21 protein-coding genes and 3 pseudogenes are annotated in these 24,972 nt (G+C 40.3%); 8 read left to right on the top strand and 16 right to left on the bottom strand.

The genetic code is table 11. The features are described 5' to 3' along the window. Positions 1 to 2 precede the first annotated feature (2 nt). The 3 genes from FKX92_RS01280 (at position 3) to FKX92_RS01270 (ending at position 1,860) form a co-directional block, all read left to right on the top strand. The gene (locus FKX92_RS01280) at positions 3 to 683 is read left to right on the top strand and encodes an amino acid ABC transporter permease (protein WP_149565285.1); all 681 of its coding nucleotides are present in this window, start codon (positions 3 to 5) and stop codon (positions 681 to 683) included. Between the two features lie 10 nt (positions 684 to 693). After that, positions 694 to 1,353, top strand: a complete 660-nt coding sequence (locus FKX92_RS01275) for an amino acid ABC transporter permease (RefSeq protein WP_149565284.1) — start codon at positions 694 to 696, stop codon at positions 1,351 to 1,353. A gap of 108 nt (positions 1,354 to 1,461) precedes the next feature. After that, positions 1,462 to 1,860: a hypothetical protein gene (locus tag FKX92_RS01270; protein WP_002918684.1), complete on the top strand. Its 399-nt coding sequence runs from the start codon at positions 1,462 to 1,464 to the stop codon at positions 1,858 to 1,860. Between the two features lie 103 nt (positions 1,861 to 1,963). Here the strand turns inward: FKX92_RS01270 and thrS are convergent, their stop codons facing one another. From thrS to ccpA, 6 genes are all read right to left on the bottom strand, one after another. Next, complete coding sequence (gene thrS, locus FKX92_RS01265; RefSeq protein ID WP_125340945.1) at positions 1,964 to 3,907, bottom strand: threonine--tRNA ligase; 1,944 nt, start codon at positions 3,905 to 3,907, stop codon at positions 1,964 to 1,966. Between the two features lie 31 nt (positions 3,908 to 3,938). Continuing rightward, positions 3,939 to 4,337, bottom strand: coding sequence for a hypothetical protein (locus FKX92_RS01260; RefSeq protein WP_002909290.1), 399 nt, complete (start codon positions 4,335 to 4,337; stop codon positions 3,939 to 3,941). A 337-nt stretch (positions 4,338 to 4,674) separates the two neighbouring features. After that, on the bottom strand, positions 4,675 to 5,157 hold the full coding sequence (locus FKX92_RS01255; protein ID WP_002909288.1) for a hypothetical protein: 483 nt from the start codon (positions 5,155 to 5,157) through the stop codon (positions 4,675 to 4,677). Positions 5,158 to 5,228: 71 nt separating this feature from the next. Further along, positions 5,229 to 6,551: a glycosyltransferase family 4 protein gene (locus FKX92_RS01250; RefSeq protein ID WP_149565283.1), complete on the bottom strand. Its 1,323-nt coding sequence runs from the start codon at positions 6,549 to 6,551 to the stop codon at positions 5,229 to 5,231. Between the two features lies 1 nt (position 6,552). Then, positions 6,553 to 7,551 carry a glycosyltransferase family 4 protein gene (locus FKX92_RS01245; RefSeq protein ID WP_149565282.1) on the bottom strand — a complete coding sequence of 333 codons (999 nt, stop codon included), beginning with the start codon at positions 7,549 to 7,551 and terminating at the stop codon, positions 6,553 to 6,555. Positions 7,552 to 7,796: 245 nt separating this feature from the next. Beyond that, complete coding sequence (gene ccpA / locus FKX92_RS01240) at positions 7,797 to 8,801, bottom strand: catabolite control protein A (protein WP_002894913.1); 1,005 nt, start codon at positions 8,799 to 8,801, stop codon at positions 7,797 to 7,799. A gap of 162 nt (positions 8,802 to 8,963) precedes the next feature. Between ccpA and FKX92_RS01235 the strand changes: the two genes are divergently transcribed. The 5 genes from FKX92_RS01235 to FKX92_RS01215 all read left to right on the top strand — a co-directional run bounded on the left by FKX92_RS01235 (position 8,964) and on the right by FKX92_RS01215 (position 14,035). Next, a complete protein-coding gene (locus FKX92_RS01235; RefSeq protein ID WP_149565281.1) occupies positions 8,964 to 10,046 on the top strand; it encodes a M24 family metallopeptidase in 1,083 nt (360 codons plus the stop codon). Positions 10,047 to 10,474: 428 nt separating this feature from the next. Further along, positions 10,475 to 11,521: a FecCD family ABC transporter permease gene (locus FKX92_RS01230; RefSeq protein WP_149565280.1), complete on the top strand. Its 1,047-nt coding sequence runs from the start codon at positions 10,475 to 10,477 to the stop codon at positions 11,519 to 11,521. A 1-nt stretch (position 11,522) separates the two neighbouring features. Further along, a complete protein-coding gene (locus FKX92_RS01225; protein ID WP_149565279.1) occupies positions 11,523 to 12,278 on the top strand; it encodes an ABC transporter ATP-binding protein in 756 nt (251 codons plus the stop codon). Between the two features lie 55 nt (positions 12,279 to 12,333). Then, a complete protein-coding gene (locus FKX92_RS01220) occupies positions 12,334 to 13,362 on the top strand; it encodes an ABC transporter substrate-binding protein (protein ID WP_149565278.1) in 1,029 nt (342 codons plus the stop codon). After that, positions 13,343 to 14,035 carry an alpha/beta hydrolase-fold protein gene (locus FKX92_RS01215; protein WP_149565277.1) on the top strand — a complete coding sequence of 231 codons (693 nt, stop codon included), beginning with the start codon at positions 13,343 to 13,345 and terminating at the stop codon, positions 14,033 to 14,035. Before FKX92_RS01220 ends, FKX92_RS01215 begins: the two co-directional genes overlap by 20 nt. Before the next feature lie 186 nt (positions 14,036 to 14,221). Here the strand turns inward: FKX92_RS01215 and FKX92_RS01205 are convergent. From FKX92_RS01205 to FKX92_RS01160, 10 genes and pseudogenes are all read right to left on the bottom strand, one after another. Next, positions 14,222 to 14,581 (bottom strand): annotated as a pseudogene (locus tag FKX92_RS01205) (type I restriction enzyme endonuclease domain-containing protein); the annotation flags it as partial. Then, positions 14,580 to 14,846: pseudogene (locus FKX92_RS01200) on the bottom strand (recombinase family protein); the annotation flags it as partial. The pseudogenes FKX92_RS01205 and FKX92_RS01200, both read right to left, overlap by 2 nt. 94 nt (positions 14,847 to 14,940) lie before the next feature. Continuing rightward, positions 14,941 to 17,943, bottom strand: coding sequence for a type I restriction endonuclease subunit R (locus FKX92_RS01195; protein ID WP_149565276.1), 3,003 nt, complete (start codon positions 17,941 to 17,943; stop codon positions 14,941 to 14,943). After that, complete coding sequence (locus FKX92_RS01190) at positions 17,943 to 19,244, bottom strand: restriction endonuclease subunit S (protein WP_149565275.1); 1,302 nt, start codon at positions 19,242 to 19,244, stop codon at positions 17,943 to 17,945. Before FKX92_RS01190 ends, FKX92_RS01195 begins: the two co-directional genes overlap by 1 nt. Positions 19,245 to 19,246: 2 nt before the next feature. Next, positions 19,247 to 21,259 (bottom strand): type I restriction-modification system subunit M, encoded by a 2,013-nt coding sequence (locus tag FKX92_RS01185; RefSeq protein WP_149565274.1) that lies wholly within the window; start codon positions 21,257 to 21,259, stop codon positions 19,247 to 19,249. 31 nt (positions 21,260 to 21,290) lie between these two features. Continuing rightward, positions 21,291 to 21,857: pseudogene (locus FKX92_RS01180) on the bottom strand (type I restriction-modification system subunit M N-terminal domain-containing protein); the annotation flags it as partial. A 103-nt stretch (positions 21,858 to 21,960) separates the two neighbouring features. Beyond that, positions 21,961 to 22,467 carry a methylated-DNA--[protein]-cysteine S-methyltransferase gene (locus FKX92_RS01175; protein WP_149565273.1) on the bottom strand — a complete coding sequence of 169 codons (507 nt, stop codon included), beginning with the start codon at positions 22,465 to 22,467 and terminating at the stop codon, positions 21,961 to 21,963. Between the two features lie 35 nt (positions 22,468 to 22,502). Next, a complete protein-coding gene (locus FKX92_RS01170; protein WP_187759353.1) occupies positions 22,503 to 23,360 on the bottom strand; it encodes a VOC family protein in 858 nt (285 codons plus the stop codon). Between the two features lie 228 nt (positions 23,361 to 23,588). After that, positions 23,589 to 24,038: an Rrf2 family transcriptional regulator gene (locus FKX92_RS01165; protein WP_002912933.1), complete on the bottom strand. Its 450-nt coding sequence runs from the start codon at positions 24,036 to 24,038 to the stop codon at positions 23,589 to 23,591. Positions 24,039 to 24,094: 56 nt separating this feature from the next. Further along, on the bottom strand, positions 24,095 to 24,943 hold the full coding sequence (locus FKX92_RS01160) for a metallophosphoesterase family protein (RefSeq protein ID WP_125351167.1): 849 nt from the start codon (positions 24,941 to 24,943) through the stop codon (positions 24,095 to 24,097). Between the last annotated feature and the right edge of the window lie 29 nt (positions 24,944 to 24,972).

Genomic DNA, 24,972 nt, shown 5'->3' with positions numbered 1-24,972 from the left:
CCATGAGTTTTAGTATTTCTTCTTGGCAGGCCTACTTTGCGGACTTTGGCAAGTTTTTCCAAGGATTCCTCTTTACCTTAGCTATTTCTATCGGTGCCCTGACCTTGGCTCTTCTACTAGGGATTTTCTTTGGAGCTATCAGCACAGGTAAGCATAAAGTTCTACGTGGCCTAGCTCGTATTTTTGTTGAGTTTTATCAGAATACACCACTCTTAGTTCAATTTGTAATTGTCTTTTACGGTCTTCCGCTAGTCAGCAATTACACCATCATGCCCTCAATCTATTGGACTGCGGTTCTCTGTGTAGGACTGTATCACGGTGCTTACATCGCCGAAGTCATCCGCTCAGGTATCCAGTCCATTCCTCGCGGACAGACTGAAGCTGCACTATCTCAGGGCTTTACCTATGTAGAAACCATGCGATACATCATCCTGCCCCAAGCTTTTCGGATTATCCTGCCACCGTTAATCAATCAGGTCGTCAATCTGATAAAAAACACTTCTACCGTCGCTATTATCTCTGGTATGGATCTGATGTTCGTGACCAAGTCTTGGTCTGCTCTGAACTCCAACTACATCCCAGCCTTTGCTGGAGCAGCTTTGCTCTACTTCCTCCTTTGCTTCCCAATCGCTAGCTGGGGACGTAGGGTAGAGGAAGCCAATAAACAAGCTTACAGCATCTAAGGAGGTCTCTATGGAAAATATTTTAAAAGTCTTAACCGCAAACAACCTCCTCTTTATCCTTAAGGGGCTCTGGCTGACGCTGCAAATTTCTTTCATTTCCATTGTCCTATCCACGATTTTTGGAACTATTCTAGCCGTCATGAGAAACGGAAAAAATAAACTGCTCAAGCTGATTGCCAGCATTTACATCGAATTTGTCCGTAATGTACCCAATCTGCTCTGGATTTTCACTATCTTTTTAGTCTTTCAGATTAAATCAACGCCAGCCGGTATCATCAGCTTCACTGTCTTTACTTCTGCTGCTTTGGCAGAAATTATCCGAGGCGGTCTCAATGCCATTGACCCAGGTCAGACTGAAGCTGGCTTATCTCAAGGATTTACTCAGTTTCAGATTTTGCGTTTTATCATCCTACCTCAGGCTATTCGGAAAATGCTGCCAGCCATCATTTCTCAGTTTGTCACAGTGATTAAGGATACCAGCCTGCTCTATTCTGTTATTGCGCTCCAAGAACTCTTTGGTTCTGCTCAAATTCTAATGGGACGCTATTTTGAAGCTGAACAGGTCTTCGCGCTCTATCTGTTAGTAGCAGCCATCTATTTCTTGATTAACTTCGCCATTTCCAGCTTCTCGCGCAAGCTATCCCAACGCTGGGCTCAAGCTGCAGAATAAGTAGCTCAGATACAGATCAACTGTCCAAAAGTTGAGTTTACCAACTCAGCTTTTTTATTTTTAATATTTGTGGTAGAATAATATCAAAGGATAGACAAGGAGAACGATATGAAAAAACTGACATTGCTTTTCACCACTTTCTTAACACTAATCTTTCTCAGCGCTTGTGGTCAGCACACTAGCTTTCAAGGAAAATGGAAGGCTCAGAAAGCAAACGGCGAGGACATTGACATTGTCTTCAATGACAAGACCGGCAAGCTAGGTGATAAAGAATTTCACTATAAGATAGATAAGTCAGGCTATCAAGATAACACCAAATATTACAGTATCACTGTCAGTGACACCTATCACTACACCATCCTTTTCCCAGATGATGATATGAAAATAGCTACTCTTCTAGAACCCGATGACCCGTCAAGTGACCCTCTCTATGGGGAAATGCTCTATGCTATGAACCGAAATGAGTATCCTGATTTTGATGATTATGTGGATAAATACTTGAATTAAGATAAAACTTGCTAACATAATTAGTTAAAGAAGTTTCTACCTACAGATAGAAAACAATAAAACCCGAGCTAATTGCTCGGGTTTAATCGCTATCCAATGAGTTCTACTTTTCAAGGCGTGATTTGCTAGCAATGTCTGCTAAGATTTGCTCTACAAATTCGTCTACTGGTATTGTATGTGTTTCTTTTTGACCGTAGCGGCGGACATTGACAGTCCCGTCTTCTACTTCCTTATCACCAACGATGAGCTGATAAGGAATCTTGCTAGTTTGTGAGGCACGAATCTTGTACTGCATTTTTTCATTACGCTCATCCACATCAGCACGAACACCCTTGTCGCGCAGCTTCTTAGCTACTTGCCAAGCATAGTCAATATGGGCTTCGTTAGAAACAGGAATCAAAGTCACTTGATGCGGAGCCAGCCAAGTCGGGAAGGCACCCTTGTAATTTTCAATCAAGATAGCTGTGAAGCGCTCCATCGTTGAGATAACCCCACGGTGAATCATAACTGGGCGATGCTCTTCACCATCAGCTCCAACATACTTGAGGTCAAAACGCTCTGGCAAGAGAAAGTCCAGCTGGATAGTTGACAGAGTTTCCTCATTTCCAAGGGCTGTTTTAACCTGGATATCGAGTTTCGGACCGTAGAAAGCTGCTTCTCCTTCTGCCTCAAAGTAGTCCACACCCATTTCGTCCAAGGCTGCTCGCAGCATGGTTTGGGCATTTTCCCACATCTCATCGTTGTCAAAGTACTTGTGAGTATCTTGAGGGTCACGAAGAGACAGACGGAAACGATATTCTGTCAAGTTGAAGTCGGCATAAACGTCGATAATCAACTGCAGCGCACGCTGGAATTCTTCTTGGATTTGTTCAGGAGTAACAAAGAGGTGACCATCGTTCAAGGACATTTCACGTACACGTTGAAGACCAGTCAGGGCACCAGATTTTTCGTAGCGGTGCATCATGCCAATCTCAGCAATACGGATTGGAAGCTCACGGTAAGAATGAACGTGGTGTTTGTAGACTTGGATGTGGTGAGGACAGTTCATAGGACGAAGAACAAACTCTTCTCCATCACCCATATCCATGGTTGGGAACATATCCTCCTGGTAGTGCTCCCAGTGACCAGAAGTCTTATAAAGCTCCACAGAGGCCAAAGGCGGAGTGTAGACGTGTTGGTAGCCTGAAGCCAACTCTTTGTCAACGATGTAGCGCTCCAACTCGCGACGGACCGTCGCACCGTTTGGCAGCCAGAATGGCAAGCCTTGACCCACTTCTTGTGAAATCATGAAGAGATCCAGTTCTTTACCTAACTTACGGTGGTCGCGTTCTTTAGCTTCTTCCCGCATTTGCAGATATTTCTTCAGGTCTTTCTTGTCAAACCAAGCAGTACCATAGACCCGCTGCATCATAGCATTGTCGCTGTTCCCGCGCCAGTATGCTCCAGCCACATTCAAGAGGTGGAAGATTTGGATACGACCAGTTGATGGGACATGAGGCCCACGGCAGAGATCCACATATTCACCCTGACGGTAGATGGTCAAACCGCCCTCGTCTTCTGAGTGCTCTTCAATCAATTCCAACTTGTAAGGATCGTTTTTGAAAATTTCACGGGCCTCATCCTTGGTCACTTCCTCACGGATGGACGGGAAGTTTTCTTTGACGATTTTCTTCATTTCTTCTTCGATACGAGGCAGGTCTTCATTTGAAATTTGCCCTGCTTCATTATCTGTATCGTAGTAGAAACCATCCTGAATGGCAGGACCAACGCCCAAGTGAATATCTGGGAAAAGACGGCGAGCTGCTTGCGCAAACAAGTGGGCTGCAGAGTGACGCAAGATATCTAAAGCATCTTCGTGGTCAGGTGTCACGATTTCAATAGCACCATCTTCAGTGATAGCACGAGTCGTATCAATCAATTTGCCATTGAATTTACCAGCCAAAGCTTTTTTAGCTAGGGAATTGCTGATAGATTGAGCAATTTCAAAAGTTGTAACGCCAGATTCGAATTCACGAACAGCGCCATCTGGGAAAGTAATCTTAATCATGTGTTTTCTCCTTATCTATCATCCAAATATTTTAAGAATCTATTCTTTTATTGTAATAGTTGATTTCTAGGATTTCTTGTAGCTCAGTTTTATGCCAGCCAGCACCAATCATTACCTTATTAACATTAAATTCAAAACTCTGTTTATCATTCATCGAAAACTTAAGTTTATATCCCATGAACAAGCGCTTCTTAAATTGATATGCTTGGATATCTTCTGCTGAAAATTCTCCTACAATATCTCCTAATTTCCCCATAGGGGTAATAGAAATGATGTAGATTCCTGTCACAGTAAAAACAATTAAAAAGTAGGCATTTGCAGTGCCTCCCAAACGCTGAGTTCCATAGACTGCATGCAGCGACTCAGCTATGCTAGAATCTAAGCCATGTTTCATTAAATAAGCCTTAATTTCTTCGAATTTGAATCCCATACAGATCTCCTTTATTCATTTTATTTTTTATAATATTGTAGCAAAGGAAAAGCCATCTCTCGCCACTCAAAAAGCAACAAAAGAAAAATGAAAACAAAAAACGACATCCGTAAAAGGACGTCGCAACGTGGTTCCACCTTCATTTATGCAAGTCAAAAGACTTACACCTCGAATCGGCTCTAACGTAGCCACCGTTTTATGTTTGCATAAAAGCTGATAGAGTAGTCTCAACTGCATCCTCTACGCGATTTCCAGCTCCACGCGCTCTCTAAAAGATTTCCTGCAGGTGATATGTCTCTAGAAAACATTATAGCACGATTGGAAAAATTTGCAAGAGCTATTGACCATCAAAACCAGAAAAATGATTTAGAGCCTCTTGACTCAAAGTTGCAGCTTGACGTTTTTTGCGGTATTGCTCTGCCAACAGCATTCCTCCCAAAGAAAGGAATAACAAGACATGAATATCCCTAGCATTATAAAGCGTGGAAGTGATTGGATTATAAATCTTGTCTCCTGAGTAAAAAAGTCCGTCAAAAAAGTTTTTGAATAGATAATAATACTGAACCCCTGGAATCAAAAGAAGAAAGGGCAGAGAAAAACCTTGCATCCGAGTATTTATATAAACAATCACTGCACCAAACAAAGGAAGCAGCACAGCATAATAAAATAAATTAAGATTAGAAAGCCAGCTCAAATCGCTTCCCATACTTTCTGTATTGTCTATAAGATATCTCCAAAGCTCTTGCCAAATCCAATCTGAAGCAATGAAAATGCCATAGAACAAAAGCAGCCACGGCAACTGTTTGAGATATTTTTTCATAAGATTTCTCCTCTATTTCTAAATAAAACCTTGCATAAATAGCTATTGCCGCAATGATGCAAGGCATGTTTCTATTCTAATAATTTAGTTATATTCCTTATTTTTTTCACTTGCTTACTCGAAGCTTTGAGGATACGAACAGAGCCATTGATTGGTAGAGAGATGACCTTGCCAGGCAAATAGGCCACCGTCTTGGCCAGACGCTTGGCAGCACTTTCCTCTGGGCTAAGCTCGTTGTGGAAGTCCTTGGAAATGGTTAAATCCAGATAAAACTCATAGACTCTGCGACCAAAATTCTCCGCTGAAATTTCGTAGAGCTTGTCTGCTAACTTCTGCTCATCCATATCAGGTGTCGCAATAATTGCCTCTAAAATAGCGCCTGATAAATCCCGCTCTTGATAATAAAGGGTTCCAAAAATCTTGTCACTGATAACATTATCCAGATAAGGATTTCCATGGGCAATAATCGGCGTGCCGCTGGCTAAGCTTTCCAGATAGGTCAGACCTTGGGTCTCACTGGTTGAGGCAGAGATAAAGAAATCCGCAGCTTTATAGTAAAGGGCCGTATCACTAGGAGCAATCATCCCTGTAAAGATGACAGCATCTTCAATCTGAAGCTTGGCAACCAGTTCTTTCAAGTCTTCCGCATAAGGGCCGTCACCGACAATGACTAGCTTGACTTTGTCATTTTCATCAAGGACGGCAGGCATCGCTTCAACGATAGCCTGGATATTCTTTTCATAAGAAATACGGGACAGACTGAGCAACATAATCTCATCTTCAGCCAGTCCTAGCTTGAAACGGAGTTTCTTGATATCCTCACGCGAAATTTCCGGCCGCTCAAACTTCGCCAGCTCAATCCCTGTCGGAATCACCCGTTTTTCTGCTTCGATTTTATAATTAACCAAAAGGTCATAAACAATCTCGCTAGGGCAGATAACCCCATCCAAGTCACTCATGAAGCCACGGACGATGTACTTGACCATACTAGGACGGATGACCATCCCCTTGGCAATATAGTGCACATAATCTTCATACTGGGTATGGTAGGTATGTACTACCGGAATCCGAAGCTCTTTGGCAATCCAAATCCCCAGCAGCCCTAGTGAAAACTCAGTCTGGGTATGGATAATGTCCAGCTGGTACTGACGGGCAATTTCTAAGGCATGAGAAAATCCTCGATAAGCCACTCTTCGATCCTTAAAGGCAAAGAAAGGTACGCTGGGAATCCGAATAATTTGCCAATCCTCATAACGATTGACATCCTTGTCCGTCGTCGTAAAAATAAATACCGTGTGACCTAATTTTTCCAGCTCCGTCTTCAAAGTCCGAATACTGGTAGCAACCCCAGAAACCTGAGGAAAATAGGTATCTGTAAAAAGACCAATACGCATCTTACATCTCCAAAACTGTTTGATAAGCCTTGACTAACTGATCTGCAACATCGTCAATAGACCGGCTTTTAGCCACCTGATAGCCTGCTTCGCGCTTGTCCACCTTTTTATCTAAGACATTTCTCAGAGACCGGACAAACTCATCTACATTATGGCAGAGCTCGGCTGAACGCTCATCCACCCAGCCCTGATAGACTGGAATATCACGCAGCACAACATTCTGCTCACTAGCCAAGGCTTCCAGGACAACAATTCCTTCAGTTTCCTCATAGGACGGGAAAAAGAAGGCATCTGCTCCAGACATGGCTCCCTGAAATACCGCTCCCTTAAAATAACCAGGGAATTCGACATTATCAGGATGGTCAAAGAGAACCAGCCGGCGAATCTTGCGCGGAATCAACCAGAGATTGATAGAGCCCAGCCAGATAAAGCGCACATCAGGCATCCTGCGAGCAACCTCTACAAAATCCTCAATCCCCTTGCGGCGGAAATAAAGGCCAGCACAGACGACCACCTTCTGCCCTTCTTCAATCTTGAAGTACTTTTTAAAAACCTCTTCCTTGTGAGCATCTTTCTTATATTTTGGTAAGTCAATACCGTTTGACACAGCCACCATGGGTGTAGTGACCCCATAAGACTGGATCAGCTGCTTGGAATACTCCGATGGCGTGATAATGAAATCCGCCTTTTTATACATGTGAGTCAGATATTTACCAAAAAGCGGAGCAAAGAGATTGGATCCAATAAAGGAATTTTCAAAGTCCTCCTTGGTCGAATGCCCATGCATAATCACTTTTTTATTGCCCCTCTTGGCAGCATGCAGAAGAAGCAAGCTACGGGGACCATAGGTATTGATGTGGACCACATCATAATCTCCTAAAACGTCCGTCGTATAAGGAATCCCAGCCAAATCCAAGGCGTGCATCTGGTGCTGGAGGGCTCGGCCGATTCCTGATTTCTCCAAAACGGACTTTCCTTCAAGGTACAGTAATACTTTCATACTTCCTATTATACCGAAAATCAAATAAAAAGGAAAACCACAAGGGCAAATGAGGTAAAAAATCCATCCAAAGCCTGATAGCATATAGAAAACGCTCTAGCTGAACGGAAACACAAAAAAGCTGAGGTACTATACCTCAGCCTCGCTTCATAATCATGAAACTCCATTAAAGCAGTCATTGACTTAGTCTCTTCACTCGATTTTAAAGTTCAGAGAAATTCCTAATCAGACTTGCAGAACACCGCTTATTTCCGAGTTGATTTACGCTCGCTAATGCTGTGAGCTAGGAGAACTTCGCGTTCTTCCAATTCTTCCTTATGCATAATCTTAGTCAGCATGCGCATACTGATAGCGCCGATGTCATAGAGGGGCTGACCGATTGTGGAAAGGTTAGGACGAGTGAAACGAGCTACTTGCGAATCATCACTGGTAATGATTTCAAAATCTTCTGGAACCTTGATTCCTTGATCAGACAGACCATTTAAGAGGCCTGCTGCCAATTCATCTCCTGTGACAAAAGCTGCAGTTGCTTTGGAAGCAATGACACGCTCCGCCAAGTGGTAGCCATCATCATAAGAATATTTAGACTCAAAAACCAAGCCTTCGCTGTAAGAAAGTTTCTTGTTCTTCAAGCCATCTTTATAGCCTGATAGACGGATTTTCCCGTTGATATCATCTACAAGTGGTCCGCTGACAAAGGCAATTTTCTTATTGCGCTTAGCCAGTAATTCTACAGCATCAACCGTTGCTTGCTTGTAGTCAATATTGACGCTCGGAAGCTGATGCTCCACATCAACAGTACCCGCCAAAACGACCGGTGTGCGTGAACGTGAAAACTCTGAGCGAATTTTCTCTGTCAAATGATAGCCCATGAAAATAATGCCATCCACCTGCTTAGAGAAGAGAGTATTGACAACGGATACTTCCTTATCATCATCCTCATCGCTGTTAGCCAAGACAATGTTGTATTTATACATTTCGGCAATATCATCAATCCCTTTTGCCAAGGTTGAGAAATAGCTATTGGTAATATTTGGAATGACAACGCCGACGGTTGTAGTCTTCTTGCTGGCTAGTCCACGTGCCACTGCATTTGGACGATAGTCAAGACGATCAATGACCTCTAAAACTTTTTTACGTGTGTTTTCTTTGACGTTCTTGTTTCCATTCACTACTCGACTGACTGTCGCCATCGAAACTCCCGCTTCACGGGCGACATCATAAATCGTTACTGTGTCGTCTGTGTTCATATAGTTTCCTTTCTTCTATTGAAAATATCGTTTTCACTTTCCTACATTCACCATTTTATCACTTCTTGTAAACACTTTCAAGTATTTTGATAAGTTTTTGAAAAGTCTTGCTTTTTTTGACATTTTTTGCCAAAATAGAGGCATAGAAAGAAGGTTGTGACCATGACAAAAATCCAACAAATCACCCACTATCTCGAGAATGAGAAGCTAGATGCTGCTGTTCTGTCTGATCCAGTCACTATCAATTATCTGACTGGTTTTTACAGTGACCCGCATGAGCGGCAGATGTTTTTGTTTGTCTATCCTGACCATGAGCCCCTGCTCTTCGTGCCAGCTCTAGAGGTTGAGCGGGCTTCAGGATCTGTTCCCTTTTCAGTCCTTGGCTATATAGACTCTGAAAATCCTTGGCAGAAGATTAAAGCAGCCCTGCCGGATCACTCCTTCAAGACTGTCGCTCTTGAGTTTGACAACTTGATTTTGACCAAATATCATGGATTGAAAACTGTCTTTGAAACTGCAGAATTTACCAACCTGACTCCTTATGTCAATCGCTTGCGCTTGATCAAATCAGCCGATGAAATCCAGAAAATGCTGGTAGCTGGGCAATATGCTGACAAGGCTGTCAATATCGGTTTTGACAATATTTCACTGGAAAATACCGAAACGGATATCATTGCTCAGATTGACTTTGCTATCAAACGCGAAGGCTATGAGATGAGCTTTGAAACCATGGTCCTGACAGGAAATAATGCAGCTAATCCGCATGGCATTCCCGGAGCAAATAAAGTCGAAAATAACGCCCTCCTTCTCTTTGACCTTGGCTGCATGGTCAATGGCTATGCCAGCGATATGACAAGGACCGTTGCTGTCGGCCAGCCGGATCAGTTTAAAAAAGATATCTACCATCTGACATTGGAAGCCCAGCAAGCTGCTCTTGACTTTATCAAGCCAGGCGTCACAGCTCATGAAGTAGACCGCGCCGCTCGGCAAGTCATCGAAAAAGCGGGCTATGGTGAGTATTTCAATCACCGCCTCGGCCATGGTATCGGTATGGATGTTCACGAATTTCCATCAATTATGGAAGGCAACGACATGGTCATCGAAGAAGGCATGTGCTTCTCTGTTGAGCCTGGTATTTACATCCCTGGCAAGGTCGGTGTCCGCATCGAAGACTGCGGCTATGTCACTAAGAATGGTTTTGAACTCTTCACCGAGACTAGCAAGGACTTGCTGTATTTTGAATAGAATTTTATCAGCCTATATTATGTCTTGAATGATTATTGGACTTGGCAAAGACCTTCTGGCTATTTAAGCTATCATTGTTGAACATTGTTATAGCTGTCTCAGTCCTTAAGCGTTTATAATTTCAAAAAAACGATAGAAAAGTTTCTGTCGTTTTTTCTTGTTTCCTAGTAATTATACTAAGTCATTTAGGTTCACCTGCTTTTCCTCCAATGAAGTTGTCTGTCAGAGATTTTTCGAAAAACTCAATTGCTCCGCTCTAGCCACTTCTTACACCAACAAGATGTTTTCATCATTGAGAAGAGAAAGAATCACAAATCCTTATCATATCAGAGGTTTTTATCCCTTCTTGCCCTTCTGATTTAAAAATGTTATAATTTTTTATGAAAAATTGTCTAAAAATTCTAATCTTTATTGTTAAGGAGGCCTGGATGCTCTTCAAAAGGTCAGAAAATAACGGATTTTCTCGCTATGTCTGCCTGCTCTTGCTTCTCATCATTTTTCTGGCTTGTTCCCTCTTTTTAGCTGTCTCCTTGGGATCGGTTACTATTGACATACAAGATACTTACCAGATTATTTTCAGCAAGCTCGGATTTCCCCTTGGCACAGGCAAACTATCTCCGTCTACAATCGCGATTGTTTGGAACATGCGGGTTCCAAGAGTGCTCTTGGGAATCCTGGCTGGTGCTGGCCTTTCTGTCTGTGGCAGCGTCATGCAATCTACTGTCAATAATCCCATCGCAGAACCTTATATCCTAGGAATTTCAGCGGGTGCAACCTTCGGAGCCACACTGAGCATTATCTTAGGGCTCAAATCTATTACTGGCACAGGCGCCTTTATAGGAGCTATTCTGGCATCGGCTGTGGTCCTTTTTATTGCATCCATGCAGGGAAAAATGACGACAAGCAGTCTGATATTATCAGGAACAGTTGTAAATGCCCTCTTTATCGCCTTTTCCAACTTTATCATTTCCATCGGTGCCAATGCTGACAGTGTTATGACAATTAAGTTCTGGACTATGGGCTCACTGGCTGGAACTTCTTGGTCAGATTTAGCCTTGCCGGCTCTTGTTGTCGGTCTTTCCTTTTTGTTTTTCTGTTCCCAGTATCGTATTTTCAATACTATGATGATGGGGGACGAAGCAGCTCTGACACTGGGAGTACCTCTGCGTTTTTACTGGTTCCTCTATATCACAGTTGTCGCAGTCATGACAGCGGTACTGGTTGCCTGCTGCGGTATTATCGGCTTCGTCGGACTAATCACTCCGCACATTGCTCGCAGATTAGTCGGTACCAACTACAAAAGACTCTTTCCTATCGCTACTCTGCTCGGCTCACTCTTTCTTGTCTGGGCAGATGTTTTGGCTCGAATTTTGGTCAAAAACGCCGAGCTGCCGATTGGGATCTTCACCGCTTTGGTCGGCGCCCCCTTCTTTATCTACATTGTAGCCAAAAGCCGAAAGGAGGGATGCAGCTGATATGGATCTAACTTGCCAAAATATCCACTATTCTATTGGCCCAAAAGAGATTTTAAAAGGGATTTCGCTCAAGGTCGAGGGAAATCAGTTTCACACCATTTTAGGGCCCAACGGAAGCGGTAAAACTAGTCTGCTCAAAACCATTTACCGCCAAATCAAACCTGACAGCGGGAACATTTATCTAAACGGAAAGCCACTGGAACAGGTCAGCATAAAAAAAGCTGCCCAGAAAATAGCCGTTGTAACTCAGTTTAACCATCTTCAGTTTGACTGTACCGTCCAAGAAATCGTCATGCTGGGCAGGACGCCGCATCTGTCCCTTTTTCAAAAAGAGAGCGAAAAAGACTATGCCCTTGTCCGTCATGCCTTGAGTCAGGTGGACATGCTGGACAAGAGAGAGAGAACCTATTTATCCCTGTCTGGCGGTGAGAAGCAAAGAGTCCTGCTGGCACGCGCTTTGGCTCAACAGCCAAGCCTACTGCTCCTAGACGAGCCGACCAATCATCTGGATATCAAATACCAGCTGGATATGCTGCGTATCGTCAAAGACCTGAACATCAATGTTTTGGCTGTTTTGCATGATATCCAACTGGCTTGTCGGTATTCAGACTATTTGTACCTCATGAAAGGAGGTGAGATTGCATACCAAGGCGCTCCAAAGGAGGCCATCACCCATGATTCACTGCAAGCCGTTTACGGCATTCAGAGCAAAGTGATCTGGACCAAGGATCGACAGGCCATGATTCAGTATCTATAAGAGCCTGCTCTCAGCTTTATCTATACAAGCTTCTAGCCCAAGAAAGGAAGGAAATATGAAAAAAACACTCAGTATCTTACTCGTCGCAACTGCTGCACTGACAATGGCAGCCTGCAATTCTTCATCTAAGGAAAGTACGAAAGAAAGCTCAACTTCGCAATCTTCCTCCAAAACAGAAAGCGCGAAAAAGAGCACAGCAGAGACAAAATATCCAGTGACAATCAAAACTTACGATGCCGAAGGCAAAGAGATTGATCAGGTCTTTGAAAAGGCACCGGAAAAGGTCATCACCAACAACCTTTCGACGACCGAAGTCCTGATTGAACTAGGATTGAAAGACAAGATCGCCGGTATGCTCAATCCAGACAACGATGTCACAGATAAATACAAGGCTGATATTGCCACCATTCCGCAAGTCGGCGACAAGAAAACCGTATCACAGGAAACTGTGCTATCTTATGAGCCAGACGCTCTTCTTGGCCGAAACATGATGTTTTCCGAGAAGTCTCTGGGGACAGTCAGTGCCTGGAATGAAAACAAAATCCCTGTCTACACACAGAAGGCTTCCCTGTCCAATACTAAGCAAGACCTAGGCAATATCGTTGAAGATGTCAAGAATATAGGAACCATCTTTAACGTTCAAGACAAGGCCAATCAGTATGCTGACCAGCTGCAGGCAAGAATTGACACTGTCAAGAAAACCAATAAGGCTAGTCAAGGGGAAAAGAAAAAAGCGCTCATCATGTGTGCCTACAACGATGAGACTTTCGGTGCCTATAAATCTGCCCTGCAGGAGAGCCTGCTTAACCAGCTCGGCTATACCAATGTAGCGACTGGAACCTCTGACCTAACATTGGAAAATCTGGTCTCTATGGATCCAGAAGTCATCATCTACGTAACCAGCGACCGCAACAAGTCCATGGATGAGCAAGCAGTTGATCTAATGAAAGCCAATCCAGTTCTGGAAGATGTCCCAGCGGTCAAAAATCAAAAAATCATGACCATCTCCTATGATGAGTTCATGGATTATGGTCCTGCTGTAATCGACTCACTCGAGAAAATCAATGACTTTGTCAATAAATAAGACCTTTGTCTGGGAAGGTATCACTGTCAATATTGCCCTGCCCCAAGATTATGACGGATTACGACCTTATCCAGCAATCTTGCTAAATGATGGACAGATAAACTACCTGAGCAGGCTTTCCTCATCAGTAATCTTGATCGGACTGATATCGAACAACAGGCTGGACGATTATACACCCTGGAAAGCCAATACTCTAAAGCCTGGCAATCCCGATTTTGGCGGCAGAGCAAATAGCTACCACCAGAAACTATTCAACGGTATATTAGCCGAAATCAGACAGCACTACCGACTGGATGACAAGAGAATTGCCTATGGCGGCTACTCTCTCGGTGGACTAGCAGCTGTTTACAGTCTCTATAGCGGCTGCGAGATTCCTTGTGTCTTTTCTATCTGCGGTTCCTTTTGGTACCCGGGTTTTACCGACTATTGCCGAACACAGGACTTGAAAAATAAGGACTGTCTGGTTTATTTGCAGAATGGGAAGACAGAAGGCGCGAATCACTCGAACCGACTTTCCAAGGCTCCTTTCTATGCTGAAGAAATTCATCGCTTGATTCAGAAAGAAATCCTTACTACTTACTCCATATTTGACCCTTACGGGCATCATGAAGCCCTCAAAGAGCGCTATGCCGACTTTGCCGACTGGCTGGCCACACAATGGCATATCGACTAACTAAAAACCCCTTTGTCGCTCACAGCGACTAACAAAGGGGTTTTTAGTTTATTAATGCAAGCAAAAGACTCTCACCAGTAAAATGGTAAAAGTCTTGAGTAGAAAGATTTATTCAGTCTTCTCCCCCGCCTCTAGTTTCAACAGGAAGGCTTTTTTATCAAGGCCACCGGCATAGCCGGTCAAATTTTACTTCGATTCAAATTCTACACTACTTTCAGCAGCCATCAGTTGGTCAGAAAATAAATAGGACTCATAATTATTATCAGGATTATCCGTCCACATTTCACATTGCTTGATAACAGTCACAATGGCATCTTCGAAACCCTCTGGTGGATATTTGTATTTCCTAAGGAGCCGTTTAACAAGCATGCGCATACGAGCACGCGCAGAATGTTTTTTCTGCCAATCAATAGTTCTGCTTTTGCGCAAGGTCTCAGTTAATTCATGAGTCATTGCAACAAGCTCATCATTTTCATAAAAGTCTTTGACTGCTTGTGGTTGTGTCAAAGCGTCATAGAAAGCCAATTCTTCATCTGTAAGACCTATCTACGGTATTTCTGGCAAATCTACTAACTGATTTAGTAACAATAAGGTCTATCTTTCCATCAAGGGCATCTTTTACCATTCGCTTAAAACCATCACGCTTTTTGGTGTTTGTAGCTGATATTCCTTCATCTGTATAAACTTGTACGAACTCCCAGTCATCTCTGCTTTTGATGTAGTTTGTATAGTAGTCCACCTGTGCCTCATAGGAAGTTTGCTGTTCTTCACTATCAGTTGATACTCTGGCATATCCTGCAACCCTTTTTTCTTCTATACATAAAAATACCTCTTAAGTAGATTTTGGTTATTTACCATGTCTACTTAAGAGGTATCATATCATTTTTAAGTCGAGTGCTCGTTTATTATTTTTCGGCTAATCGATTATACACTAATGGAAGTAGTATTTTATCAATTTCTATTCTAAAATCTTCATCCTCTAAGTATTTCTCACAGAATTCTTGGTTTTTAGTCATCCTAGAAAGAACTACACCCATTACTTTATCATCATACACAATTTTGAATAAATCTAATGGATTTTTTGCTCTTATGACCATTTCAGCATCTTTAGACATATCTTCAACTATCTGCTCTAGAACTTTATCAATCTCCGTGAAATTTGTTCCAAGTCTTGAATTTAGATCATTAATAATTTTAGATAAGTTTTCCTTCTCATCTTCAACTGGCATTCCAGTACCGCTGGTCGGATTATTTAGAACACCTTCTTCCACTTCTAACTCTATTTTACCTTCATATTGTTTTTGTATTCTGTAGTATTGCAATTCTACATCATTTGTCAGATTCGGGAATTTCTCACCACTTTCTCTTGGAAGCTTCCTTAATAGCAATTTTCCAAATGCATAAAACTTATGGAGTTTGGCATCCTCTAACTGAATGATATGGGTTAAGAATGAGTATAGTCTAACATACTTATTAAGAGCATTTTTAAAGTCTAATCTCTCCTCTTTATCCAAATCCATATATTTTTCTACAGATGGATCAATATATGAATTCAATCTTCCAAGATCCATTTGCTTTTCTGTCTTTTTCAATTTGAAAAATATCTTAGCTAAATTATTTATATCTTTATCTTCATATAGCATAAAACTATCTAAGAAATTCTTTATATCATAAATGATATTTGGATCAGTTGTTTCAGAAACGGTGGTAGATACATAATAATCTTGAAAGGCTTTCTGTATATCTTCTTTTTCATTTACAAAATCTAAAACAAATGTATCCGTTTTTCCTTTGCACATTCTATTGATTCTGGACAAAGTTTGAACAGCTTTAACACCAGACAATTTTTTATCTACATACATTGTATGTAGTAGTGGTTGATCAAATCCGGTTTGATATTTTTCAGCAACCAACAAAATTTGATATTCCTCTGTATCAAATTTTTCAGGCAACTCATTTTCAGGAAACTTATTTAATGATTCCTCAGTATACTCTTTTATTTCTCCAGTTATACTATCTTTTACAGCCCCTGAGAATGCAACCAATATTCCTAAATCACCATACTGTTTTTCTTGTATATATTTTTGGAACTCAAAATAGTATCTAACAGCATGAAGCCTAGAACCTGTTACTAACATAGCCTTAGCTTTCCCACCAATTAAATGCTGCACATTGTTTCTAAAATGTTCAACAATAATCTCTGTTTTCTGCCTTAAATTATGCGGATGCAAGCTCATATATCTTCCAAGCGCCTTATTAGCCTTGCTCTTTTCATACTCAGGATCATCTTTAACTTTTTTACCTAACTGAAAATATGTTTTATAGGTAGTATAGTTTTGAAGCACATCAAAGATAAATCCTTCTTCAATAGCTTGTTTCATGCTGTATTTATCATAAGGACCTGGTTTTCCACTATCATCTCTTTCACCAAAAATCTCTAATGTTTTTTGCTTAGGAGTAGCAGTAAAAGCAAAGAATGATAGATTTGGCTGTACACCATGTGTTTTCATTTCATTAGAAATAGCTTCATCTATTTCTGCTTCTTCTGAATCCTTCTCTAGTTTCGCCTCGTACTCAGCAAATGCATGAAGTTTTTCTTCGATGTAGTCCTCACCTTTTGTAGATATATCTGCAAGAGTCTCTCTTAGTTTTTCACTTGATTTACCTGTTTGAGAAGAATGTGCCTCATCAACTATAATTGCGAATCGCTTATCTTTTGTAGATATATTAGAAACATCTACAAAAGGAAACTTCTGCAAAGTACATATAATTATTTTATCCCCGTTTTCTAAAGCCTTAGTAAGCTGCTTTGAATTCTTATCAACTTTGGTTACAACACCTTGTTTATGCTCCATGTTATAGATATCCCTTTGAAGTTGTTTATCAAGAACTCTTCTATCAGTGATAACTATAACACTATTAAAAACAGGCTTATTTTCTTTATCATGTAAATTCGACAAATGATGTGCTAACCATGCTATTGAGTTGGATTTGCCACTGCCAGCTGAATGCTGAATCAAATAATTCTTACCCGATCCATTTTCATATACATCCTTAACAAGTCTTCTTACAACTTTCAATTGATGAAATCTAGGAAATATAAGAGTTTCTTTTCCTGTGTTTTCATCCTTTTTTATCTGGATAAATCTTTGGATGATATCCATTAAACTATCTTTTTGTAAAATGTCTTTCCATAAGTATGATGTCTTGTAATCCCCATCTACCGGCGGATTCCCAGCGCCATCATTCCATCCTCTATTAAATGGTAAAAAGAAAGTATCTTGTCCATCAAGCTTAGTTGTCATGTAAATCTCATCTGTATCAACAGCAAAATGAACTAATGCCCTTTGTTTAAATGCAAATATTTTTTCCTTAGGATTTCTATCACTCTTATATTGAGCTATTGCATTTTGTACATTTTGACCTGTTAATTGATTTTTTAACTCAATTGTAATGATTGGTAATCCGTTTAAGAAAATCACTGTATCCAAGCTATTATTGTTATCAAGGCTATAATGCACCTGTCTTGTAATCATTAATCGATTCATATCATATGATTCGATTGCAGATTTATTCATAGTACTACCTGGTTTGAAATACGAAAGCTTAAATGAAACCCCTGTATCATCAATTCCATGCCTTAATACATCAATCATTCCTCTTCTTTTTAGTTCATTGTCTAATCTCTTAAGGAAGTTTTGTTCAACCAATGCACCATGTCTTTTGGTAAGCAGTGTCCACTCCTTACTCTGAGTGCTTTTTATAAAATCTATAACAGCACCAGTATCCATAGCTAGTTCTCTATTATAGTTTTGAGGATTACCCTTTATATATCTATCTTTTTCTTCACCTATATTAAGAAGAGAATATTCTATTTCTTCTTCAAATCTTCTCTCACTTGTATCCATTAAAAACCACCTCCCGAAACTTTTACCTTTCCTGTTACAGCATCATGAATTACTATTTTTCTGTAATCCCTTAATTTTTCTATTTGTAATTGCAATTTATTCTTAATACTTTCAACTTTATTAACTCTATAATCAAGATATTCTACTATTTCCTTCTGTTCGTCATCTTTTGGTAATACTATAGGCAACCTTTTTATATCATCAAAATTTAAACTTTGCCTCAATCCACTACCCATACTATAAAAAACTTCCCTGAGATCATATGAATGTAATAAATAATGCATATAATCGGTGTTACATTTGGAAATGATTTTTTCCAACCCAATATAAGCAGACGTAATAATTCCTTTCTCATTTACCAAAGCAGTTCTTAAGCTTTTTTTATCATTTTGTAAATCAGTCAATCTTAAAATAATATATCCTTTGTCTACAATTTGATAGTTTTCGAAATTTGCTGGTAAAAGTCCAAATGTAGTATCTATATCCTTTCTTATAATATTCCCGTAACTTAAACTTAATAAGTTGTCATTTTCCATTCCTATATTTTTCACTTTATTTTGTTTGAAAATGGAAAATAGGGGATGTATTTCCCAATGTTCAGGAACTTGACCTATCCACTCAACCCCACTATCTTTCATAGGAATGTTGCTATTAAGGCCTTTTGTAACTACTTCTGCTATTAGCTCCCTTTTATAAACCTCTAATTTCTCTTTTTCACTTTCCAAATTCTTAATTATGGAGTCAATTATAGAAGTTTTATTATCGAGATATTTAACTATAGTATTTTGTTCATCAATAGGAGGTTGTAGTGCTAAAAAGTTTTTTAATATTTGAACATTTACTCCTCCAATTAATCCATTTACATGAAGTTTGAAGTATTGTTCATAATCCGGTGAATTTAGCAAATAATATACATACTTTTTATTAATAACACCTTTAACATCAAAACAACACAACTTATTACCAAAACACACATCCATATCAAGAAATGCTTTTTTGATCCCTGCACTTCCACCTTCAATACACATTATCGTACTATTTTGGGGTGCAACCTTAAATTTTTTGTTACTAAACGGAATCAGCATTCCGTTGTCATAGTCTATAGTTCTATCTACACCTACATCTTTTGTTGATATATACGAAAAGCCTTCATCAACCTCTTCATAGATATATTTTTCTTCATCTGGAATACTATTGCCAGTATATAAATTTGCGAAATATTTATATTTAATTAAGTCCCAATGAACAGGTATACCGCCTATCCATTCCATACCACAATCTTTATATTTTTCATACTTCATGACTACACCTCTTCAAAAAGACTTTTTATAGATTCCTGGATTGAGTTATCTAAAGCCTTTATTTCAGCTAATGTTTCATCGGAGTTTCCAAGTTCTTCATACTTATAAAAATGCTTTGTGAATGGAATTTCATAACCTACTTTTGTTTTATCTTCATCTATCCAAGCATCTGGAGCATACGGTAAAACTTCTCTTTCAAAGTAATCTTGAATGTCTTCTTTTACAGGGATTTGTTCTGTATCTCTTAAGTCGGAATCAGGTTCTGGATTTCCATTTTTATCCCTACAAATCTCTGCAGTTTCATCTTTTTCTGAAAGTGCATTTAAAATTGCCTTTTTCACTGGAGCCTTTATGCTAATACTCTCTTTTTTCAATTCTTTAGCAATTACTTTTTCAAAATCATCTCTATTTTTATAGATCATTGTTTCATCAATTTTATTTAATGTCGCAATAATTGACTTCTGAAGTTTTTCACCATCTTCGATATCCTTGGCCCTTGCTTCCTCGTTTTTCTTTTTTGACTTAGCTAAATTTATAAATGCTGTTTCTTGATATAGCCTTTCCAATCTTTCTGAACTTGTATTAAAATTTAATCTTAGTGGTCTTTCTACAGTCACTTTGTTATAGGCAAAGTCTTCTTCATCAAAAATTTTAGAATATTCACCTTCAACAAAGCTACCATATATACTTGCAATAGTTTTTATATCATCTTCAGATAATTGCTTTCTTTTATCACCCAGAGGCTTTCTCATCCTTTCATAGAATGATGTTCCATCAATAAGTTGAATTTTGCCTTGTCTGAGTTTACTCTTTCTATTGCTCAAAATCCAAATATACGTAAGGATTCCTGTATTGTAGAATAACTGATCTGGTAATGCGATAATAGCTTCTAACCATCCATTTTCAATTATCCATTTTCTGATTTCACTTTCTCCCGAACCAGCATCCCCAGTAAATAATGGTGACCCATTAAATACAATACCGATTCTACTACCGCCGTCTTTTGGATCTTTCATTTTGCTAATCATGTGTTGTAAAAACAAAAATGATCCATCAGAAATTCTAGGTAACCCTGCTCCAAATCTGCCATCAAATCCTTTTTCTTCAGCTTCATCTTTTATTGGAAGTTGATACTTTTTCCATTCAACACCAAATGGAGGATTGCAAAGCATATAATCAAATTTTTCAAGTTTTAGTCCATCTTCCGTGAAGCTATTTCCATAATAGATATTTTCATAACCCTTACCTTTAATCAAAGTATCCGATTTACATACTGCATAAGTACTTTGATTAAGTTCTTGACCATACACCTCGATAATAGCTTTTTCATTCAATTCCTCCGCGTATGATATTCCAGCTGAAAGCATCCCACCCGTTCCTGCAGCTGGATCATATAGCTTGGCCATGAAAGAAGGTTCAGTGATTTTTTTCATATCTGGCTCAAATAAAACCGCCACCATCAATCTAATAACTTCTCTTGGTGTAAAGTGTTCACCAGCAGTTTCATTAGACATTTCTGAAAATTTTCTAATAAGTTCTTCAAAAATGTATCCCATTTCAGTGTTAGATACTCTATCTGGGTGAAGGTCAATTTCATCTGCAAATTTACTAACAATAAGATATAAAAGTCCTTCTTTTTCTAGGCGTTCTATTTGAGAATATATGTTAAATGCTTCTAGTATTTCTCTGGCGTTATCAGAGAACCCTTTTATATAATCGACAATATTTTCATCAAGATTATCAGGATCATCTTTTAATTTTTCAAAAGTAAATTCACTGATGTTATAAAATTTATATCCACTCGCCTTGCATAAGAAAGGAGCTTTATTTTTATAAGTTAAAGTATTATTTAATCTAATAACCTCATCGTGCGTATCTATTAAAACGCTGTCTAAACGTTTCAACACTGTAAAAGGAAGTATGACATCTGCATACTCGTGTTGTTTATAATCTCCTCTTAAGATATCTGCAATTTTCCATATAAAATTAGACTTATCTGATATGCTAATGCTCATTTTGTTTTCCTCCATTAAATAGTATTTATGTTAATATTTCTACAATCGTTTTTACGATGCTGGTCGGAGTATAAAATTCACCGCCTCGTTTTCCTTCATATGCCGCAAACTGTTCAATACAATATTCATAAGCACGCCCAAGTAAATCTTTTTCATTCTCACCTTCGTACATTTGAATATTAGTGAAAATGTCTACAACTTCCCCTAAAACTCGCTTATCTAAGTCTGGACTGGCATAGATTTGAGGAAGGACATTCTCTAGACTAGGATTATCCTCTTCAATTTCACGCATAGCCTCATCCAAGACTGTGCCAATTTCCGAAGAATGGGCATGACTCGCAATAAATTGCCATCTAGCTATTTCAGGGACAAAGAAAATATTCTCCTCTGAATATGCATCAGGATCATTCTCAAATCCGTCACCCTCTGCAAGTAATTGTTGGTATTTTTCTTCAAAAGCATCTGATACATATTTTAAAAAGATTAGACCAACAATAACTTTTCTATACTCTGACGCTGAAATGTGCCCCCGAAGCGAATCTGCAGCATCCCATAGTTCCTTTTCAAATCCAATATTTGCGTTTGATTTTTTCGCCATTTTATACTCTTTTCCTATTTTAATCACATCCATTTTACCATATTTAAAGTGAGTTAAAAAGCACCGAATGGTGCTTTTTTAGCTTATCAATAGTTTAAAACAGTCAGCCTCTCGTTTTCTCTCCCGCCTCTAGTTTCAATAGAAAGGCTTTTTTATCAAGACCGCCGGCATAGCCAGTCAGCTTGCCGTCGCTTCCGACAATCCGATGACAGGGAATCAAAAGGGAAATGGGATTATGGCCGATGGCACCACCGACTGCTCTAGCAGAGCCAATTTTTCCATACTCAGCCTGCAACTCCCGCAAAATATCTGAATAGGTAGCCGTTTGCCCATAGGGAATCTTCTGCAGCACTGTCAGAACCTTGCTTCTGAACTCAGTCACTTGAGGTGCAAATGGAATTTCATTTATTGCGGGATTTTCTCCCTTAAAATAAGCATCCAGCCAAGCAGAGACGCGTCGGCTGATTTCTGTCTCCTCCTCCTGCGCTTGCTCCAGATCATAGCCTGCCCCAAAATATTTCTGATTCTCCAGCCAAAGCCCCAACAAGGCATTTGCGTCTGTCAAGATGAGAATCCGGCCAATCGGTGATGCATAATAAGTCTTGTACATATTTTTTCTTTCTTTTAACTTCTTGATATGCCCTATTATACCACTCTTGTCTTAACTTTTGCCACAATCCCATCTGGGTCTGTGACTTCTAGCTCTTGGGAGCTAATCCATCGGACTGGTGCCTGCAAGTCCAGAGCATTTTCATAAATAGCTACTAGGTCTTCTTTTCCTTGAACTTGGGCTTCAAAATAGGCTAGTCCCAGTTGCTTGGGTTGGCGATGATTCAAGTGAGAACCTCCCCATTCATTGACTGCTACATGATGATGGTAGTTACCTGATGCCAGCCAGCTAGCAGAAGGTATTGAAAATTTATCCTCCAAGCCTAGAAGTTTTTGGTAAAAATGACTGGCTGCTCTGCTATTTTTCACAGACAGGTGGACATGGCCCATACGAGTGCCTTCTGCAATACTAAACGGCTGGACTTCCTGACCTAGTTCATAGATTTCTTGAGCCGCGAGCGCTTCCGTCACTCCGATAATGCGGCCATCTTCTCGAATATCCCAATCAGCCTGAGGCTTGTCCCGATAAAGCTCAATGCCATTGCCTTCTGGATCCTCCAGATAAATAGCTTCACTATAACCGTGGTCCGCTCCTCCAACCATAGGTACTTTATTTTCGGATAAATGCTTCAGGATATCTGCTAAGGCTTGACGGCTTGGAAGCAAAAGTGCCAGATGATAAAGACCGTAAGCCGACTTGACTGTCTGACGGTCACCGGTCGCTAAGAGCCTCACCAGCACTTGTCCATCCCGACCCAAAGCCACCTGTCCGTCCTGCTCTTCCAAAAGCTCCAGTCCTAAAACACGCTGATAAAAATCCTTTTGTCTTGCTAGGTCAGCCACATAAAGTGCCACCTCTCCTAGATAAATCTTGCTTTCATATTCAAAAGTCATGTACTTTCTCCTCTCTAAATTTAGAATTTTAGCAGTCCATCTGCTCCATCTTTTTTTATTTCTCCAAAACAGAGATAGGTTCCTTGATATGGTTTTCCGCATCTCTATTTGCTCCGAAGGATTATTCAGATTGTAATTGTTTTTATTACATCTATTAGTATAGCACATCCTAATGTAATGTCAATAATTACATCTCGGAATATTATTCACCAAAAAACAACCTGCTTCCTAGGAAACAGATTGTTCTTTAATTTCTTTTTCGGTCGCTGCGACAACTTCGTCAAGACTGGTCTGAGCCAATTCAGCTTCCATGGCTGCCTGAATAGCTGCCAAGCGGTCATCTAAAACATTGTGAATGTTCTTGCCGATAGGACAGTCTGGATTGGGCTTGTCATGAAAGCTAAAGAGCTGGCCGCTCTTGCCCAGACATTCAACCGCACTATAGACGTCCAACAGACTAATATCTTTCAAATCTTTGGCAATCTCTGCTCCTCCAGTCCCACGAGCAACGGTAATCATCCCGGCATTCTTGAGCTGGGACAAGGTCTTGCGGATAATGACCGGGTTGACTCCGACACTGCCAGCAAGGATATCACTTGTCAGTTTTTGTTTTTTTCCCTCCAAAGCCAGTACAATCAGCATATGAGTGGCAATGGTAAAACGGCTGGAAATCTGCATTTTCTCTCCTCCCTCATCATTTTCTCTCACTATTATATCCCAAAAAGGGTGTAACTTCAAGAGTTACGACTGGACTTTAAGAAAGCTGCAATCTCATCTGCATAGCCTTCCCGCTCACTGATTTCCCGCAGCAGGTCGTGGTTATGGGTATGGTGGATACCATTGACCAAGCTCTCCCGATAAATCTCATAGTAAGGCAAGTGGAGCTCCCGAGCCAATCTCAGCTCCTGCTCCACATCATAGACCACGCGCCGAAGGTTAACATCAGCCAAACCTGTCTCATCAATCTCTAAAATGGCATACTGGGCTCGCAAATCCTGACGCAAAGCCGAATCTAGAAAGAATGGCTGACCAATAGAACCAGGATTGATAATCAGCTGTCCCTTAGTCCCGTAGCGGAGAAACTGCTGGTGAATATGACCATAAACAGCGACAGCGCAGTCATTCCCCTCAAAAAGGCGGTCGAAATTGCTCTGCTCGCCAATATGAATCAGCTCCCGTCCCCAATTCTTATCTGGCAGATGGTGGCTGACCGCAATCTTCAATCCCTCTACTTCTGTCAAGATTTGCAGAGGAAGTTCTTGCATGCGGTCAATCTCTTCTGGACGGATTTCCTCTAGGACAAAATGACAGAGCCGGGTCAGGTAGAGATGACTAGGACGATCCAAATCCAGTTTTTGATGCAAGGCATGCCAGAGGCTGTCTTCCCAATTCCCCCTGACCTGTAGGCTGATATGCAGCTGCTCCATCCTGTCTAAGATATTTCTGCGACCGGTTCCTGGCAGGAGCAAGTCTCCCAAAAACCAATAATCTGTCACCTGCTGGCTTTCCGCATCCGCCAGTACTGCTTCCAAGGCTGTGCTATTCCCATGCACATCGGATAATAAGGCAATTTTTCGTGTCATCGTATGTCTTTCTCTTTCTTTACAAAGAA

Source organism: Streptococcus sanguinis, assembly GCF_008329445.1.
In the GTDB taxonomy this organism is placed as follows: Bacteria; Bacillota; Bacilli; order Lactobacillales; family Streptococcaceae; genus Streptococcus; species Streptococcus sanguinis_O.
The sequence above is the reverse complement of the archived record's forward strand: the minus strand, read 5'-3'. Positions and strand labels throughout refer to the sequence as shown.

Bases quoted from the DNA above. Each gene is read 5' to 3' on its own strand.
- FKX92_RS01280 (WP_149565285.1), top strand. From the start codon at position 3: ATGAGTTTTAGTATTTCTTCTTGGCAGGCCTACTTTGCGGACTTTGGC.
- FKX92_RS01275 (WP_149565284.1), top strand. From the start codon at position 694: ATGGAAAATATTTTAAAAGTCTTAACCGCAAACAACCTCCTCTTTATC.
- FKX92_RS01270 (WP_002918684.1), top strand. From the start codon at position 1,462: ATGAAAAAACTGACATTGCTTTTCACCACTTTCTTAACACTAATCTTT.
- thrS (WP_125340945.1), bottom strand. From the start codon at position 3,907: ATGATTAAGATTACTTTCCCAGATGGCGCTGTTCGTGAATTCGAATCT.
- FKX92_RS01260 (WP_002909290.1), bottom strand. From the start codon at position 4,337: ATGGGATTCAAATTCGAAGAAATTAAGGCTTATTTAATGAAACATGGC.
- FKX92_RS01255 (WP_002909288.1), bottom strand. From the start codon at position 5,157: ATGAAAAAATATCTCAAACAGTTGCCGTGGCTGCTTTTGTTCTATGGC.
- FKX92_RS01250 (WP_149565283.1), bottom strand. From the start codon at position 6,551: ATGCGTATTGGTCTTTTTACAGATACCTATTTTCCTCAGGTTTCTGGG.
- FKX92_RS01245 (WP_149565282.1), bottom strand. From the start codon at position 7,551: ATGAAAGTATTACTGTACCTTGAAGGAAAGTCCGTTTTGGAGAAATCA.
- ccpA (WP_002894913.1), bottom strand. From the start codon at position 8,801: ATGAACACAGACGACACAGTAACGATTTATGATGTCGCCCGTGAAGCG.
- FKX92_RS01235 (WP_149565281.1), top strand. From the start codon at position 8,964: ATGACAAAAATCCAACAAATCACCCACTATCTCGAGAATGAGAAGCTA.
- FKX92_RS01230 (WP_149565280.1), top strand. From the start codon at position 10,475: ATGCTCTTCAAAAGGTCAGAAAATAACGGATTTTCTCGCTATGTCTGC.
- FKX92_RS01225 (WP_149565279.1), top strand. From the start codon at position 11,523: ATGGATCTAACTTGCCAAAATATCCACTATTCTATTGGCCCAAAAGAG.
- FKX92_RS01220 (WP_149565278.1), top strand. From the start codon at position 12,334: ATGAAAAAAACACTCAGTATCTTACTCGTCGCAACTGCTGCACTGACA.
- FKX92_RS01215 (WP_149565277.1), top strand. From the start codon at position 13,343: ATGACTTTGTCAATAAATAAGACCTTTGTCTGGGAAGGTATCACTGTC.
- FKX92_RS01195 (WP_149565276.1), bottom strand. From the start codon at position 17,943: ATGGATACAAGTGAGAGAAGATTTGAAGAAGAAATAGAATATTCTCTT.
- FKX92_RS01190 (WP_149565275.1), bottom strand. From the start codon at position 19,244: ATGAAGTATGAAAAATATAAAGATTGTGGTATGGAATGGATAGGCGGT.
- FKX92_RS01185 (WP_149565274.1), bottom strand. From the start codon at position 21,259: ATGAGCATTAGCATATCAGATAAGTCTAATTTTATATGGAAAATTGCA.
- FKX92_RS01175 (WP_149565273.1), bottom strand. From the start codon at position 22,467: ATGTACAAGACTTATTATGCATCACCGATTGGCCGGATTCTCATCTTG.
- FKX92_RS01170 (WP_187759353.1), bottom strand. From the start codon at position 23,360: ATGACTTTTGAATATGAAAGCAAGATTTATCTAGGAGAGGTGGCACTT.
- FKX92_RS01165 (WP_002912933.1), bottom strand. From the start codon at position 24,038: ATGCAGATTTCCAGCCGTTTTACCATTGCCACTCATATGCTGATTGTA.
- FKX92_RS01160 (WP_125351167.1), bottom strand. From the start codon at position 24,943: ATGACACGAAAAATTGCCTTATTATCCGATGTGCATGGGAATAGCACA.